Annotated in this window: 16 protein-coding genes and 1 pseudogene; 14 read left to right on the top strand and 3 right to left on the bottom strand. The window is 66.0% G+C overall.

Annotation, left to right across the window (positions count from 1 at the left end; all coding sequences use genetic code 11):
- The first annotated feature begins 140 nt into the window (after nucleotides 1-140).
- Nucleotides 141-629 carry a hypothetical protein gene (locus tag KZX42_RS13330; protein WP_248119974.1) on the top strand — a complete coding sequence of 163 codons (489 nt, stop codon included), beginning with the start codon at nucleotides 141-143 and terminating at the stop codon, nucleotides 627-629.
- Between the two features lie 67 nt (nucleotides 630-696).
- Here KZX42_RS13330 and KZX42_RS13325 read toward each other — a convergent pair whose 3' ends face one another.
- Entirely contained in the window at nucleotides 697-1,746 is a 1,050-nt protein-coding gene (locus KZX42_RS13325) for a ribonucleotide-diphosphate reductase subunit beta (RefSeq protein ID WP_248119972.1), read from the bottom strand.
- 147 nt (nucleotides 1,747-1,893) lie between these two features.
- On the opposite strand from KZX42_RS13325, the gene KZX42_RS13320 reads away from it, so the two are divergent.
- Nucleotides 1,894-2,553, top strand: coding sequence for a glutathione S-transferase family protein (locus KZX42_RS13320; protein ID WP_248120217.1), 660 nt, complete (start codon nucleotides 1,894-1,896; stop codon nucleotides 2,551-2,553).
- Between the two features lie 4 nt (nucleotides 2,554-2,557).
- Here the strand turns inward: KZX42_RS13320 and KZX42_RS13315 are convergent, their stop codons facing one another.
- Nucleotides 2,558-4,696: a response regulator gene (locus KZX42_RS13315; protein ID WP_248119971.1), complete on the bottom strand. Its 2,139-nt coding sequence runs from the start codon at nucleotides 4,694-4,696 to the stop codon at nucleotides 2,558-2,560.
- Between the two features lie 115 nt (nucleotides 4,697-4,811).
- On the opposite strand from KZX42_RS13315, the gene KZX42_RS13310 reads away from it, so the two are divergent.
- The 6 genes from KZX42_RS13310 (at nucleotide 4,812) to KZX42_RS13285 (ending at nucleotide 8,974) form a co-directional block, all read left to right on the top strand.
- Nucleotides 4,812-5,600, top strand: a complete 789-nt coding sequence (locus tag KZX42_RS13310; RefSeq protein ID WP_248119970.1) for a nucleotidyltransferase family protein — start codon at nucleotides 4,812-4,814, stop codon at nucleotides 5,598-5,600.
- Between the two features lie 16 nt (nucleotides 5,601-5,616).
- Complete coding sequence (locus KZX42_RS13305) at nucleotides 5,617-6,390, top strand: metallophosphoesterase (protein ID WP_248119969.1); 774 nt, start codon at nucleotides 5,617-5,619, stop codon at nucleotides 6,388-6,390.
- A gap of 82 nt (nucleotides 6,391-6,472) precedes the next feature.
- On the top strand, nucleotides 6,473-6,916 hold the full coding sequence (locus KZX42_RS13300) for a hypothetical protein (protein ID WP_248119968.1): 444 nt from the start codon (nucleotides 6,473-6,475) through the stop codon (nucleotides 6,914-6,916).
- An 80-nt stretch (nucleotides 6,917-6,996) separates the two neighbouring features.
- Entirely contained in the window at nucleotides 6,997-7,608 is a 612-nt protein-coding gene (locus tag KZX42_RS13295; protein WP_248119966.1) for a hypothetical protein, read from the top strand.
- 63 nt (nucleotides 7,609-7,671) lie between these two features.
- Nucleotides 7,672-8,304, top strand: a complete 633-nt coding sequence (locus KZX42_RS13290; RefSeq protein WP_248119964.1) for a LysE family translocator — start codon at nucleotides 7,672-7,674, stop codon at nucleotides 8,302-8,304.
- 100 nt (nucleotides 8,305-8,404) lie between these two features.
- Entirely contained in the window at nucleotides 8,405-8,974 is a 570-nt protein-coding gene (locus tag KZX42_RS13285) for a hypothetical protein (protein WP_248119962.1), read from the top strand.
- Nucleotides 8,975-9,032: 58 nt separating this feature from the next.
- Here KZX42_RS13285 and KZX42_RS13280 read toward each other — a convergent pair whose 3' ends face one another.
- The gene (locus KZX42_RS13280; protein WP_248119960.1) at nucleotides 9,033-9,800 is read right to left on the bottom strand and encodes a DUF6065 family protein; all 768 of its coding nucleotides are present in this window, start codon (nucleotides 9,798-9,800) and stop codon (nucleotides 9,033-9,035) included.
- A 37-nt stretch (nucleotides 9,801-9,837) separates the two neighbouring features.
- Between KZX42_RS13280 and KZX42_RS13275 the strand changes: the two are divergent.
- The 6 genes and pseudogenes from KZX42_RS13275 to KZX42_RS13250 all read left to right on the top strand — a co-directional run.
- Nucleotides 9,838-10,245 (top strand): annotated as a pseudogene (locus KZX42_RS13275) (prolyl-tRNA synthetase associated domain-containing protein); the annotation flags it as partial.
- Between the two features lie 32 nt (nucleotides 10,246-10,277).
- Entirely contained in the window at nucleotides 10,278-11,924 is a 1,647-nt protein-coding gene (locus KZX42_RS13270) for a recombinase family protein (RefSeq protein WP_248119958.1), read from the top strand.
- Nucleotides 11,925-12,158: 234 nt separating this feature from the next.
- Complete coding sequence (locus KZX42_RS13265) at nucleotides 12,159-12,551, top strand: hypothetical protein (RefSeq protein ID WP_248119956.1); 393 nt, start codon at nucleotides 12,159-12,161, stop codon at nucleotides 12,549-12,551.
- Nucleotides 12,552-12,559: 8 nt separating this feature from the next.
- Entirely contained in the window at nucleotides 12,560-12,781 is a 222-nt protein-coding gene (locus KZX42_RS13260) for a hypothetical protein (RefSeq protein ID WP_248119954.1), read from the top strand.
- Complete coding sequence (locus KZX42_RS13255; RefSeq protein ID WP_248119952.1) at nucleotides 12,778-13,263, top strand: hypothetical protein; 486 nt, start codon at nucleotides 12,778-12,780, stop codon at nucleotides 13,261-13,263. The genes KZX42_RS13260 and KZX42_RS13255 overlap by 4 nt, the downstream gene beginning before the upstream one ends.
- A gap of 479 nt (nucleotides 13,264-13,742) precedes the next feature.
- A complete protein-coding gene (locus KZX42_RS13250; protein WP_248119950.1) occupies nucleotides 13,743-15,272 on the top strand; it encodes a primase-helicase family protein in 1,530 nt (509 codons plus the stop codon).

The following is a 15,272-nucleotide window of genomic DNA, read 5'->3' as shown; positions in this document are numbered from 1 at the left end:
TCGGATGTCGGAAGGGCTCTGGACCGACCATGCCGCGAAGCGGCGCGGCGCGCCACCTTTTCGTGCGTGCGGCGTTGTCCCACCAGACAGGATATGGCCAAGCTGTATGCCGCAGCGGCCTTCCATCAAGGAGTAGATCGATGACCCTTCGCCCCCCGCTTCTGGTTCTGGCCCTGGCGGTCGCAGCGTCGCCGACCTTGGCCCAAACCGCGTCACAGCCCCGCCCCTATGCCGGAGCGGACGCCTATCGCGACCAGCGCGCCCTGCCCGATCCGGCGGATCGCGACGCCCTGTTGAAGGCGCGCGGCGAGGCCTATCACCGCGCGGGCGACGACAAGCAGACCGAAGAGGAACTGCGCGCCACCCGCGCCCTGAACGACGAGATCGCCGCCCGGAACGCCCTGGCCGACAAGGCCGACGCCGACGCCCGCCTGGACTACGACGCCGCCCTGGCGCGTCACGAGATCGCGGTGCGCCAGGGCGAGGAGCAGGCTCGCGCCGCCGCCGAGGCGACCCGCGCCGCCCAGGACCAGTACGACCGCGACTACGCCGCCTGGCGCGAACGGGTCCGCCTGTGCCAGTCCGGCGTCCGCGCGGCCTGCTGCACGCCGGTCGGACCGGCGCGCTAGGGTCGACGCATCGTTCATGGCGCAGGCTCCCTTTTCAGGACAGCCTACGCCCGAAAGACGACGGGTGTCAGCCCGCGACCAGGCTCATGTCGCGCCGGGCCATCATGCGGTCGAACTCGGTCCAGACGCCGTCGGCGCCGTGCCAGTTTCCCTGCGTCGCCGCCTTGGAATATTCGGTGGCGCGGGCCTCGAAGAAGTTGGCGTGCTCAACCCCCGACAGCAGGGACTGCAGCCACGGCAGCGGATTTTCCGTCACCCCATAGACTTCCGGCAGCTTCAACTGGCGCAGGCGCCAGTCGGCGATGAAGCGGATGTATTGCTTGATGTCGTCGGGCGTCATGCCCTGGACCGAACCCATTTCGAAGGCCAGGTCGATGAACTTGTCCTCCATGTTCACCACCGTCTTGCAGCAGTCGACGATGTCGTCGGCGACGGTCTTGGTGACGGCGCCCGTCTCCTTGTTGAAGGCGTGATAGAGCTTGATGATGCCCTCGCAGTGCAGGCTCTCGTCGCGCACCGACCAGGACACGATCTGGCCCATGCCCTTCATCTTGTTCTGGCGCGGGAAGTTCATCAGCATGGCGAACGACGCGAACAGCTGAACCCCTTCCGAGAAGCCGCCGAACATGGCCAGGGTGCGGCAGATGTCGGCGTCGGAATCGACTCCGAACTGGCCCATATAGTCGTGCTTGTCCCGCATGGCCTCGTATTCCATGAAGGCGCCGAACTCGCTCTCGGGCATGCCGATGGTTTCGAGCAGCAGGGCGTAGGCCGCGATATGGATGGTCTCCATATTGGCGAAGGCGGCCAGCATCATCTTCACCTCGGTGGGTTTGAACACCCGGCCGTAGCGCTCCATGTAGTTGTCCTGAACCTCGATGTCCGCCTGGGTGAAGAAGCGGAAGATCTGGGTCAGCAGATTGCGTTCATTGTCGTTCAGGGTCGAGGCCCAGTCCTTGACGTCCTCGCCCAGAGGCACCTCTTCGGGCATCCAGTGGACCTGCTGCTGCTTCTTCCACATGTCGAACGCCCAAGGATAGCGGAACGGCTTGTAGGCGGCGGATGGGGTCAGAAGACCGGCGCGGTCGGGATGGATGATCGGGGTGATGGCGTTCATCGAACTGGACCTGAGAGCGATTCTGAAGACGCATTCACCATGCGACTCCCACGCTTCGGCGCCAAGCCGAAATTGGTCTATGTTGCGATCACATTTCGTTCGACCCGCTACATATAGTAGATTGGCCACAGCAAACTGGGGAGAGGTCTGGGGATGAAATATCGCATCTACGGCGCGGCCGGTTCCGGTTCTGTCCCGGTGGAAGCGGCGCTGACCCTGATCGGCGCGCCCTATGACGTGGTCGTGGACGCCCCCACTTGGGAAGGGGATCATCAGCGCGACCGCGTGGCGCCCGTCAATCCGATGCGACAGTTGCCGGCCGTTATCGCGCCGGACGGCGAAGTCATGACAGAGAGCGCGGCCATCCTGATCTGGCTGGCCGAACGGCATCCGCAGGCGGGGCTGGCGCCGGCGGCGGGCGATCCTGAGCGCGGCCAGTTCCTGCGCTGGATGACCTTCATCCCGGCCTCGATCTATTCGATGTACTGGGTGCGCGACATTCCCGCGCGGCTGGCCGGCGACGACCCTGACGATCAGTCGCGCATCCTCGAGCGGACGGCGGATCGGATCGCCGAATGCTGGCGCACGATGGAGGACCAGTTGTCGCCCGGCCGTTTTCTGCTGGGCGAGCGGATGACGATGCTGGACCTCTATGTGACCGTGGTCAGCCGCTGGCGGCCGATGCGGCGGCGCTTCTACGCCGAAGCGCCGCGAATGTCCGAGGTGGTCCGGCGGATCGACGCCCTGCCCGAACTGGCCGACTTCTGGGCCGCGCGCTTTCCATTCGAGGACGGTTGGGAAGGCTGAGGCGTCAAGCCGCCCGCGCCGCATCCGCCCGCTTGGAGACTGTGTCGAACACCGCCTCGATGGCGGCGTAGAGCTTGGCCTGGGTGACGGGCTTGGCCAGATGGCCGTCCATGCCGGCGGCAAGGCATCGGGCCGCATCCTCGGGCATGGCCTCGGCGGTCACCGCCAGAACGGGCACATCGCAGGTCGGAGCGTCCATAGCGCGCAGGGCGCGGGTGGCGGTCAGACCGTCCATCACCGGCATCCGCACGTCCATCAGCACAAGGTCGAAAGCCTGGTCCTGGAGCGCCTCCAGGGCCTGCTCGCCGTCGCTGGCCTCGGCCGTTTCGCAGTCCGCCGCCTGAAGCATGATCCACAGCAGATCGCGATTGGCGGGATGGTCGTCGACGATCAGAACCCGCGTACGCCGGCTGTGGAGCGGCTCCATCGCCTCATCCTCCTCGGTGGCGACGCTCGGCGCCGGCACGGTCAGGGTGATGGTCGAACCTTGCCAGAGGACGCTTTCAACCGTCACGGTCCCGCCTAGACAGTCGATATGGGTCTTGGCGAGGGCCAGCCCCACCCCTGCGCCTTCATGGGCGCGACTGGTCGTGGCGTCGGCCTGTTCGAACAGACGGAACACGCCCGCGCGCGTCTCCTCGTCCATGCCGCAGCCTGTGTCGGACACGTCCAGGATCAGCCGGTCTTCGGTCCGGCGCACCGTCAGGCCCACCCGACCGCGCGCCGTGAACTTGACCGCGTTCTGCGCCAGATGGTGCAGGGTCTGACGCAACCGCCGAGCGTCGATCAGGATGCGCCCCTCGGCTTCCGGCGCGATGCGGACGTCGAACTCCAACCCCTTGACCCTGGCCCATTCGCGGGCGGGTCCGACGGCCTCCTCGATGACCTCTCGCAGGTCATTGACCCTGGGCGCCACCTCGACCCCGCCGCGCGACACCTCAAGCAGATCCTCGACCAGACGCAGCATCGCCTCGCCGCAATGGCGAACGGCGTCGACCTGACGGACGCCCTCGGCATCCAGGCTGGCGTTGCGCGACAGCAGGTCGGCATAACCCGTGACGCCGGTCAGGGGCGTACGCATTTCGTGGCTCATCATCGCCAGGAACCGGCTTTTGGCGGCCCGATCCGCTTCGGCGCGCTTTCGCGCAGCCAGTGCGACCTCGGTGCGCGTCTTCAGGCGCTCGACCAAACGCCGCCGTTCACTGGACAAGGTGGTGATGGGCAAGGCCGTGCCCAGCAGCGCCAACAGAAACAGATGGAAAACGCCCATCTGCCGCATCGCGATGGGAACGCCCTGCATCTCGGGCGTGGGCGCCAGTCTTGTCAGGGTGATCGGCCCATGCCCTGTCAGGGTCGCAGCGGCCGCCCAGACGGAGATCAGAATCACCGCGGTCGCCGTCCAGGGCGGCGACAGGCGGAAGGCCAGCAGAATGAGCGGCGGGAAGACCAGGAACAGCACAGGCGCCTGGCTCTGGCTGAATACAGCCGCCGTCAAGCCGACGACCAGACCAGCCAGCAGCGCAATCTCGGGCAGACGCGCCACGCCGTCGGCGCGGAACCTGTGCTGTCGCGCCATCAGCAACAGAGAGGGGGCCACGATCAGCATGGCCAAGGCCTCCATCTCGAACAGATAACGCAGCCGATAGGCCAGTCCGCCAAAGGGCGTGTGCCCCATGACCAGGATCAGAAGGCCCGAAAGCGCCGTGCTGAGGGCGACGGCGGGAATCAGGGCTAAGGCGAACCGCAGCAGCCGGCGCGGGCGGCGCATGTCCAGCGCCGCGCCGCCGAATCGACGCGCCAGCAGGGTCGTGACTACAACCTGGATAAGGTTGAACAGGGCGTTGGCCCACAGAAACACGCCTGGGTCGCCTCGCACCAGGTTGCCCAGAAGATTCACGGCGACCGCCGCCCCCATCACCTGAACCGCCTGCTTGCGGGGCAACTGCAGCAAGGCCGCCACCAGCACGGCATTGGCCGGCCATAGGATGGTCACGGAAAAGGTCTGCGCCATCCAGAAACCGGCCAACTGGCAAACGCCGAACAGGGCCAGATAGGCCCAGGCGGGCGGGCCAGCGACACGGCCGGCTTCATGGCGAAACAGGCGCCACGGGACGGGTTTCATGAAGCGCGTCGTGCTGGTCATGCAATGAACATCGCACGCAGGTCTTAATGATCCCGGCGCCGCCGACTTAGGTATTTTCCCGGAACCGGGGCGGGGCGTCGTCGTTCCCTTGCCCTCGCCAGGGAGGGCGCAGCCGATGTCCGACGTGATCGCCGAACCGACGTTCGAACCGCCAGCCGACGCCCTGGCCTTCTACGCGGAAAGCCTGGGCCTGCTGAAGGAAAGCGGCATCCCCTTCCTGCTGTCCGGCACCTATGCGGTGACGGCCTATACGGGCATCCGTCGTCCAACCAAGGATCTGGATGTCTTCTGCAAGCCCGGCGACTATCCCCGCATCCTGGCCTTCTTCCAGAAGCACGGCTATCGCACCGACGTCGAGGACGAGCGCTGGATCGCCAAGGTCTGGAAGGACGAGAAACATTTCTTCGATGTCATATTCGCCATGTCGAACGGCACCATCGCCGTGTCCGACAGCTGGTTCAGCGAAGATAGGATCACCGTCTATGGCCATCAGGTCCAGATCACCCCGCCCACGGCCCTGATCCTGTCCAAGGTCTTCATCCAGGACCGCTATCGCTATGACGGGGCGGACGTGAACCACGTCATCCTGAAACAGTCCGACGCCATCGACTGGAAGAGCCTGCTGGATCAGATGGACCTCTATTGGGAGGTTCTGGCGGCCCATCTGCTGAACTTCCGCTTCGCCTATCCGACCGAGCGCGACCGCATTCCGCGCTGGTTGATGGAGGAGTTGGTCGAGCGGCTGACGGCTCAGATCGACCTGCCGGCGCCGCGCGTGAAGGTGTGTCGCGGCCGGCTTTTCAGTCCGCGCGACTATGTCGCCGACGTCGCCGAATGGGGCTTTGGCGACGTGGTCGGCAAGGGGCTGGAGGAACGCCACGACCCGGTCAATCTGGGCCACTGAAAGAGAGAGAGCCGCCATGACCGACGCGACCGTCGATCCGCAGACGCCCCAGCCGGGCCTGGAACCCGGCCCGGCCAAGAAGATGCGCGTCGCGGCCGTCGGCGACCTGCACGTCGGGGAGACCAGCGAACGCCCTTATCGCGACCTGTTCCAGCGGGTCGCGGACGACGCCGACGTCCTGTGCCTGTGCGGCGACCTGACCAACTACGGCAAGACGCCCGAGGTGGAGCGGCTGCTGGAGGATCTGAAGCTCTGCACCATCCCCATGGTCGGCGTCATGGGCAATCACGAGCACGAATGCGGCCAGCCGGAAGAGGTCGAACGGATGCTGACAGACGCCGGGGTCAGGATGCTGAACGGCGAGGCGTATGAGATCGACGGCGTGGGATTTGCCGGCGGCAAGGGGTTCGTCGGCGGCTTCGGCCGCTATATGCTGTCCTCTTTCGGCGAGGCTTCGATCAAGCGGTTCGTGCAGGAGGCGGTCGAGGACGCCAATCTGCTGGAAAACTCGATCCGCAAGCTGCGCACCGAGCGTTCGGTCGTCCTGCTGCACTATGCGCCCGTGGTCGAGACGGTAATGGGCGAACCGCCAGAAATCCATGCCTTCTTGGGGTCTTCGCGCCTGGCCGAAACCATCGACCGTTATGACAACGTCAGCCTGGTGGTCCACGGCCACGCCCATCGCGGCGGGCCGGAGGGGCGGACCAACCGGGGCGTTCCGGTCTACAACGTCGCCCTGCCGGTGCTGAAAACCCTGGGCGACACGCCCTATCGGGTCTTTGAAATCTGACACTTGTGGTCCACGGTAAGCGCTCTTGGGCCTGACCACAGGCCCCTTGCGGCCGCTTTCGGCCTCGCCCCGGAGTTCTTCCATGCGTCTTCTGTCCTGCACCGCCGCCGTCGCGGCCCTGGTCCTGAGCGGCCCGACCCTGGCCCTCGCCCAGACGGCGACCGCCCCGGCCCCCGCCGCCCAGCCCGCCGCTCCCGCCCCGGCCGAGGCCGCCGAAAGCCCGGAAGCCGCCGCCTTCGAAGCCAAAGGCGAGGCTTTCGAAACCAGCATGGAAACCATGGCGACGGAAATGCAGGCGGCCGCGGCCCAGGCCGACAAGGCCAAGGCCAAGACCGATCTGGACGCCCTGCAGGCGCGCTATCAGAGCCAGGCCGACACCTTCGCCAATGAACTGCAGACCTATGCGGTCGCGCAGGGCGCCCCGGCCGATCAGATGGCCATGGCCGCCACCCAGATCAAATCCATCCCCGCCATGGTCCGCGCCAAGGCGGAGGAAGCGGCGGCCGCTCCGGCCCAACCGCAGTAAGGCCGCCTTACCGCGATTTCACTTGAGACAGGGCCGCCGAGAGCGGAGTTTGCGCGGGTCATGTTTGGGGGAGCTGTCCCATGATCCGTCTTCTCGGCCTCGGCGCCGCCCTGCCTCTGGTGCTGATAAGCCTCGCCTCGCCCGCCGCAGCCCGCGTTCAGGACACGCCGCCTTCGGCGGCCGAAGCCCGTCTGGAGGCCGCCTCCAGCGCCTTCGAGGCGCGGATGGAGGAGTTCGGCAAACGAGCCGAGGCGCTTTCCGAAGACCCCAGTCTCAGCGAGACGCAGCGGGGCAGCCGCATCGCCGCACTGTGGAGCGAATACGCGCCGGACGTCGCCGCCTTCACCACTGAGACAGCCAAACACGCCGGCGAAATGGCGGCCGAAGCGCTCAAGAACATCGACGTCGACACCCTGGTCGCCGACGCCCTGAACGACCCGGAGGTCAAACAAGCGATCGAGGATGGCGCACGCTATGGCTCGGTTGTCGGAACCGGCATCGCGCAGAACGGAACCTGGGCCAATCCCGACCCCGAACAGATGGTCACCTATGGACTGATCGCCCAGTATGCGCTGGACCAGGCCGCCGACGCCGTCGGCCCTGAAGCGGTCGAAGCGCCCGAGGCGGTTGAGGCCCCCGCGCCGCCAGAACCGCCCGCACCGCCCCAAACGCCCCGTCGTCCGCGCGCCTGATTTCCGGGGGCGGCTGACGCGCACGGCTTGACCGCGCACGGCGGACCAGCGACATCGCGCCACATGTCCGCCCTGCCCGTCGATCCGCACCTGTATTCGACCTTCTTGGGCGTCATGGCGGTGATGGCCGTCACGCCGGGTCCGGCCAATCTGTTCGCGGTGGCGACGGGGGTGGAGAAGGGCCGCGCCTCCGCCCTGGTCGGGGTGCTGGGCATGAATGCGGCGACCCTGGTCTGGTTCGGCGCGGCGGCGCTGGGCCTGGGAGCCCTGGTCAAGGCTTTTCCGGCGGCGTTCAAGGTCATCGCCGTGTTGGGCGCCCTCTATGTCGCCTGGCTGGGGATCAAGGCGTTGCGCGGCGCCTTCGCCACCGCCGCCCAGCCCGACCATGTCGTGGTTCGCCGGGGGCGCAGCGCCCTGGTCGACGGTTTCGCGGTCCAGATCGCCAACCCCAAGGCCATCCTGTTCTTCACCGCCGTCCTGCCGCCCTTCGTGGACGTCAGCCGGCCGGTCGCGCCCCAGATGGCGCTGTTCGCCGTCGCCGCCATCGGGATGGATATGATGTCGATGAGCGCCTATGCCCTGTCCGGCGCGGCCCTCTCGCGGCGGATGCAGCAGCCCCGCTTTCGCAAGGGGTTCGGCGTCTTCGTCGGCGTGCTGTTGATGACCGCGGCGGTGCTGATCGTCGCAAGGCTCTAGAAATGGCGACGCTTCGGCCTAGATTGGATCGGGAACGCCGCCGTTCATGCTCCGTTCAGCCGTCAGCGCGCCCGAATGGGCGATCAAGGAGTTTGATTTCATGAAAGCCCTACCCTTAAAGACCCTGGCGATGACGGTGGCTGCAGGGCTGGCCCTCGCCGCCTGCGCCACCGCCACGCCGTATCAACCCGCCGGCCTGAACGGCCAGCGCGGCGGCTATGCCGAACAGCGGCTGGAGAACAACCGCTTCCGCGTCAGCTTCTCTGGCAATTCCGTCACCTCGCGAGATCAGGTCGAGATGGGCCTGCTGCTTCGCTCGGCCGAACTGACGGCCGAAAGCGGTTATGACTGGTTCGCCACCGTCAACCGCGCCACCGACCGCGACACCCGCTTCGTCGGCACGCCCGATCCCTTTTACTCGCGCTACAACAGCTTCTACGGCCCCTATTGGGGTCCATCGTGGCGCTACTATCGCGGCGGCTTCTGGAGCCCGTGGGATCGTTGGGGCTGGGGCGCCAGCGACTTCGACGTTCGCCAGGTCGACCGTTTCGAGGCCAACGCCGAGATCGTCATGGGTCGGGGCGCCAAGCCCGCCAACGACCCCAACGCCTTCAACGCGCGCGAGGTGATCCAGAACCTGGGTCCGCAGGTCACGCGCCCGACCTCGTAAGCCACGGCTTTCGCGGCCGTATGATCAAGCCCTCTCCTCGACGGGAGAGGGCTTTTGTCTATCCGACACGCGGCGACTTGAGCCGACGCTTGTTGGAGTGGGTGGCCGGGGCGGCGCCCAGGTTCTCCGGCACCTCGCCCTTGAAGTAATAGCGCTGCCACGCCTCCTTGGCCGCGTCGGGATCGCCGCCAGCCAGCCGCTGGTTGAAGTCCGTCCGTGCGCGGTTCCAGGCCTCGAACTGCCCCTTCATCACCGGGTTGGATTCCAGGGTGCGGATGATGGGCTGGAACTGCTCGACCTTCTTGTGCTCGATCAGATTGATGAAGCAGAAGGGCTCGGCCTTCTCGAAGGTGATCCGGCCCGGCCGGGTGAAAATCCAGTTCATCGTGAAGGGGAAGGGCAGCCAGTCGGTCTCGATCAGGCCGACCAGAGGCTGGATGCCGTCCTTCACATGGTTCGGCGATCCCGAACACATCATCCCCCAGCCCGGCGGCGTGCGGAACAGATATTGGGGATGCATGGTCATGACCCCGCGCGAGAAGTGCGAGGTGACGAAATGGTCCAGGTCGTGCTGGGGCCGGTCCGGCGTGATGACGATGTCTTCCTGGCGCGGGCCGCCATTCCACTCGGCCGAGAAGCCGAACGGGCACAGGATCTCCCACCCCGTGGTGTTGGCCATGTTCAGCGGCAGGCAGCGATAGGGGTGGCGGCTGATGAAGGCGTCCATCCAGTTGCGCGACTGGCGGCCGGGCACAAGGTCCGGCGGCCGGGCCGACATCGGATAGCATTCCAGTTCCAGCGGGCGCGTATTGACGGTATCGACCATGGACATTTCCTAACGTCCGAAATCCAATGGCTCAACCATGACTGACGCACCCGCGCCCACGCCGGCTTTCGACCGCGACCGACTGACCGCCTGGCTGGCCGACACCGGCGTGGACCATGTGACCCACGACCACCCGGCCGTCTTCCGCGTCGAGGAGGGGATGGACCTCAAGGCTAACCTGCCCGGCGCCCACACCAAGAACCTGTTCCTGAAGGACCACAAGGGCCGGCTGTGGCTGATCTCCGCGCGCCAGGACACGGTGATCGACCTGAAGCGCGCGGCGGGCGCCATGGGGTCGGGACGGCTGTCGTTCGGAAACGAGACCCTGCTGTGGGAGACACTGGGCGTCCGCCCCGGCTCGGTCACGGCGCTGGGCCTGATCAACGACGCAGACCGCCGAGTGACCTTTGTGCTGGACCAGCGCCTGTGGGACGCCGCTGTCGTGACGTGCCTCGCCTAATACACTATTGGGCGGATATGACCGTCCTAGCCTACAGCTACGCCCGTTTCAGCAGCGCCCCCCAGGCGCGCGGCGACTCCCTACGGCGTCAGGTCGAGAATGCGGAAGCCTACGCCGCCGCCCACGGCCTGACCCTCGACACCCAGCTTCGTGACGAAGGGATTTCGGCCTACGTCGGCACCCATCGCCGCAAGGGCGCCCTGGCGGGCTTCGTCCAGAAAGCGAAAGCTGGCCTGATCCCAGAGGGTAGCCGACTCCTTATCGATTCCTTCGACAGATTCAGCCGGGAGGAGCCGACAGAGGCGGTTGGGCTTCTGTTAGACCTGACCCGGCTTGGGGTTGTTGTCATCTTCGTAAGTAGCGGAAAGGTCTTCGGAAAACAATCCTCTGAGACTGATCTCATATGGGCTGTGTTCGAGTCTGGACGGTCGAGACGCGAGTCGGAGGAGAAGGGCCGCAAGGTCGCAGATGCACGCCGCACGGGGCGCACACTGGCACGCGAAACACTACGCCCGACGACTAAAACCGGCCCCCATTGGCTGACCCTGGGCGCAGATCAGAAGTGGAAGATCATTGAGAAAAGGGCGGCAACGGTGGTCGAGGTTTTTGAGATGAAGGCCGCCGGACTCGGCAACGCCACCATCGCCCGACGCATGAACGCGGCCGGGCGCGAGAAGCCACGTTCGGCCATCTGGAGCGAAACGACGGTCAAGGAGATCATTGCCAACCGGGCCGTGCTGGGCGAGTTCCAGCCGCACACGCGTATCCGGCGCACCGCGTCCGGCGAGATCATCCCGCCGCCCCAAGGCGAACGCTGGCCCAGCGTTCCCGATGGTCCGCCAATCCCAGGCTACTTTCCTGAGATCGTGGAGCCGGGCCTTTTTGAACGCGCCCAGGCGGTGGTCCGGTCACGCCAGAATCCCAACGCCCAGCCGCGTTCGCGCCACTTCCGAAACCTGCTGATAGGTCAGGTCGTTTGCGGCGCCTGCGGCGGGACGGTGGGCTATCATCAGTCGTTCACGCCGCCGCCGGGCCAGGAACACCGCACCACCGGCGCCCTACGGTGTAACAACATCAACCGTGGGGCCTGCGATAACCGCCACCGCCTGCGAAACCGCGACGTAGAGCGCGACCTTATGCCGTTCCTTGCCGCCCTGTCGGCGGCCCAGGCGGCAATCCCGGCCCAGGCGGTGGCGGTGCAGGCTCTCGCGCGGGCGCGGCTGGAGCGCGCAGCCCTACAGACGCGGATTGACGCCCTCCTAGACGCCCTGGAGGAGGGGCGCGGGGTCAGTGGTCGACTCACTGAGCGCGAGGCCGAAGCCGACGCCCTGGATCGTGAAATCGCACGCCTGGAGCGCGAAGCGGCAATAGAGCGCGCCCAAGCCGCCGCCCCCGACTGGCGCGACCGCCTGGCGGAAATCAAGGTCCAGATGGAAACCGCCCAGGGCGACGCCCTCTATGAGGCGCGGGCCGCTATGTCCGCCCTTATCGCGGTCGCGGTTCCCCTCGGATTCGAGTTCCGGGACGGCCTCTTATTCGCGAATTTCAACGAGTCTTCCCCCACCGACCGCCCTCGCCTGTATTACGGTGGCGACGGGTCTGTAATCCGCTGGGAATTCGCCGCTGGTGGTCCGACATTCGATCAAGTGAAGGCCGCCGTTTAGGTGACTCTTTCCGACTGTTGTTCCCTTATCGACTCTGTAGGATTTTGTTTATATTGAATAAAATCTTGACTTTTCAGGCATTTTCGTTTAGGGTCTGAGCGTCGGTTGGGGGGCCTGACCGATGCGGCCGGGGGCGATGACGCCCCCTCGACTTTGTCGAGTCATCGCCCCCGGTTTTCTTCATCTACTAGGCTTCGCCTGCGGGCCGCGACGCCTTCTGAGTCCACCCTTTAAATGACCATCACCACCCAGGCCGCCGTATTGCGCGCGGCCGTAAGTGCGGCCGTGGCCCGCGCCTGTCCGGCGGCCTCGGACAGCCAAATCAGCGACATCGCGCGACGGATTATCGCTCAGGACGACGCGCCTGAGATCATCGAATCCGGCGCCAGCGTCGGGGGGCTTCGTTGGGCGTCGGGCTCCGACCTCAACACGCTGCTGGACTCCTTGCGGGGTCAGGCGCCCCACCTGTTCGACGCGCCCGAGCCGAGCGCCCAGGAAGCCGCCGCCGCGACTCGGGCCAAGCTGGCGGCGCTTCCGGCGGCGGTGCGGCTGGAGGCCGCGAACAACGCCGAAGCGGGCGTGACGGCGGGTTGGGTTCGCGATTTTCGGAAGGGGGCCGCGAAGTGAGTGAGTCCTTGAACTTGATCGCCTCGCGCGAGTTGGCGCGGCGCCTCAAGCCTCTGGGTCTGACGCCGCAGGCGTTCGGCCGCCTGGACGACGCTCCCAAGCCGATCCTTCGAATTGGTCAGCGCGGCCTCCGCTGGTCCGCCGATCAGGTGAATTTCTGGATCGGTCAGCGCTGGGAAGAGGCGCGGCGCGAGGTGGCTAAGCAGGCCGTGTCGGAGTCCATGTCGTGACTGCCCCCATCGAGGCCCTAGCGGCCTACTTGGAGGATGCGGTGGTGGCCCTCCACGGCCGTTTCGTCTTCGGCTACGGTGCCCTCCAGGGCCGCCAAAATGGCCCGGCTCCCCGAAGCTTCGAGAGCCGCCTGCGCCTGCTGGTCGAACTTCATGCTGCTGACGCCCTGAGGATCGGCGGACACAACGCCGACGTATGGTTGGACTACCCCGCCGACGACGACGCCGACTTGGACACCCTGCGCCCGTCCGCTTTGATCGTGGCGAGGCAGGGCCGCGAGCCGGTCACGATTGGCCTGGGCTGGCCCGCGCGCGGGTTGAAGACTCTCCGACTGCATCCCCCGGCGTCGCTGGGTATCCGGCCGATGACGATCCTGCTGGGCGCGTCCGACGCGGGCGAGGCGTTGACCGCCGCCATGAGCCAGATGATCGCGGTGGCGGTGGTGTCGCTGGACGGCGGTGCCGCGATGGAGGCCGCCTAATGTGTGAGCGCGCGCCCACCCCGACCGGCCGGAAGCGGCGGTTCCCGCGCCGCCGCTTCCCTGGCGCTGGCTTGACCATCCCGACGCCGCGCCCGCTGTCGATACCTACGCCGCACCGGCCGCCGCCGGTGCCGCTGATTGAAACCTTCGACGGCGAGCCCGCCGCGCCCTGGGGCACCCCCGCCCAGCCCGCTCCCTGACACGGGGGCCAGCCGCCGACATCAACCCCCAGGGGATTCTTTCAGGCAGTTCTTGCAGGCTTCCCGATCTGTGAGAGGATTACCCCAAGGGCGCCCACGACGCCCCCAGCGGCGGTTACGACGGTCGCCAGTTAGAAGACGCGGTGTATCTTTTTAGCCGCGCGTTAGATGACGCCCCAACGTCGAGATGACGCCGGGCGTCCAATTAGCATTAGCCCTTTAATCCCAAAACAAGAACGCCCGCCGCCGGAGGAAACGGCGACGGGCGAAGGCTAACGTATGTCAAAGAATACTAACACGAACGTCCAAAAGGACAAGAACAAGCCGACCGAACGCGAAATTATTCAGTCGCAGAAGGATAACCTCAACTTCTTCAACACCATCTCGGGTCAGGTCAGCGTCGGCAATGATCTTCGCTACGCCGATATGCTCCAGCGGCCGGAGATGGCGTTTCGAACGCGCGCCAACTTCATCGCAGATCACGCGGGGCGCTACGTCCTGAACAATTGTGGCAAGTGGGAGGACGCTGCAAAGTGGTGGCTGCGGCACCCGGACCGCCGTCGCTACGACGAATTGATCTTCGATCCGGCGCTGTTCTACGCGAACAAGTGCGACCCGCGCCACGAATATCAACGCGGTGACGAAACGCGCTGGCGCCTGAATCTGTTCGGCGGCTTCGCCGTGAAGGTGAACCCGCTGGGGAGTTGCTCCATGTTCTATGAGCACCTCGAACAGAACTACTGCAACGGTGACGCCACGACCTTCAAGACTGTGCAAGATTGGATGGCCCACGTGATCCAGTTTCCGGGCAAGCCCATTGGTTGGGCGCTGGCGGTCGTCGGTGACATGGGAAGCGGCAAGAGTGTCGTTTCGGACGTGTTGGCCGAAATCATTGGGAAGCGTTATTCGCCTGCGTTCACGACGCCGGAATCGCTGCTCGGAAAGTTCAACGCACCTCTGGGAAAGTGCATCCTGGGGCGGGTTGAAGAAGCCTTCAATCCCCGCGATCCGCGTCACGTCGCGACGCTCAAGAACCTCTTGAGCGGTGGTGACGTGTTGCTGGAAAACAAGGGCGTTGATCCGATCCTTGTGCCGAACCGAGCGAACTTTGTCTTCACCAGCAACAACGACCACTTTCTGACTGCTGGAACCCAGGGCGAACGCCGCTATTTCGCGTTCCGCTGCGGCAATGGGCGCCAGCAGGATGGTACTTTCTTCAAGGCTATGAAGCGCCAGATGGAGGCGGGCGGATACGGGCGGCTCCTCCACGACCTGAAGACTCGCGACATCTCCGGCGTGGACTTCACGTCGCCGCCGCGCACGGCGGTCCTGTCCACGCAAATCCGGGCGTCCATGACCGGCCTGGACCGTTGGTGGGCCGACGTGCTGGAGGCGGGCGAACTCGTTTTTGCTCAGGCGCCGGAAGGGTCGGAGCCGGTCGGCTGGGACGATTGGGACGAAGCGGAAGCCGACGCCGTGAAGGCTCAGGCCAAGGTGGGCGTCAGCTACACGGCGCGGCCGTTCCAGCCGCTCAAGTCGGTGGTCATGGCGTCGGCGGCCTCCTACGCCCGCGACTATAGCGGCCGCCCGCCCAGCCCTGCCGTCGTCGGCAAGTTCTTGGCCGAACAAGGCGCTCTTGGCATCCGGACGAAGGAAGGCGGCGAGCGCGTCCAGCGCTTCCGCTTCCCTGCCCTGGAGGCCTGCCGCGCCACGTTTGCCCAGGCCCGGACGGGATTGCGGCTGGAGGACATCGGCGGCGTCACCGCGCCGGATGATGTCGCGGCCCTGACCACCGCCCAGGCCGCCTAA

Source organism: Brevundimonas sp. EYE_349, assembly GCF_023147505.1.
Lineage (GTDB): Bacteria > Pseudomonadota > Alphaproteobacteria > Caulobacterales > Caulobacteraceae > Brevundimonas.
Note: the sequence above shows the minus strand (reverse complement) of the source record. Positions and strands in the feature narration are given on the sequence as shown.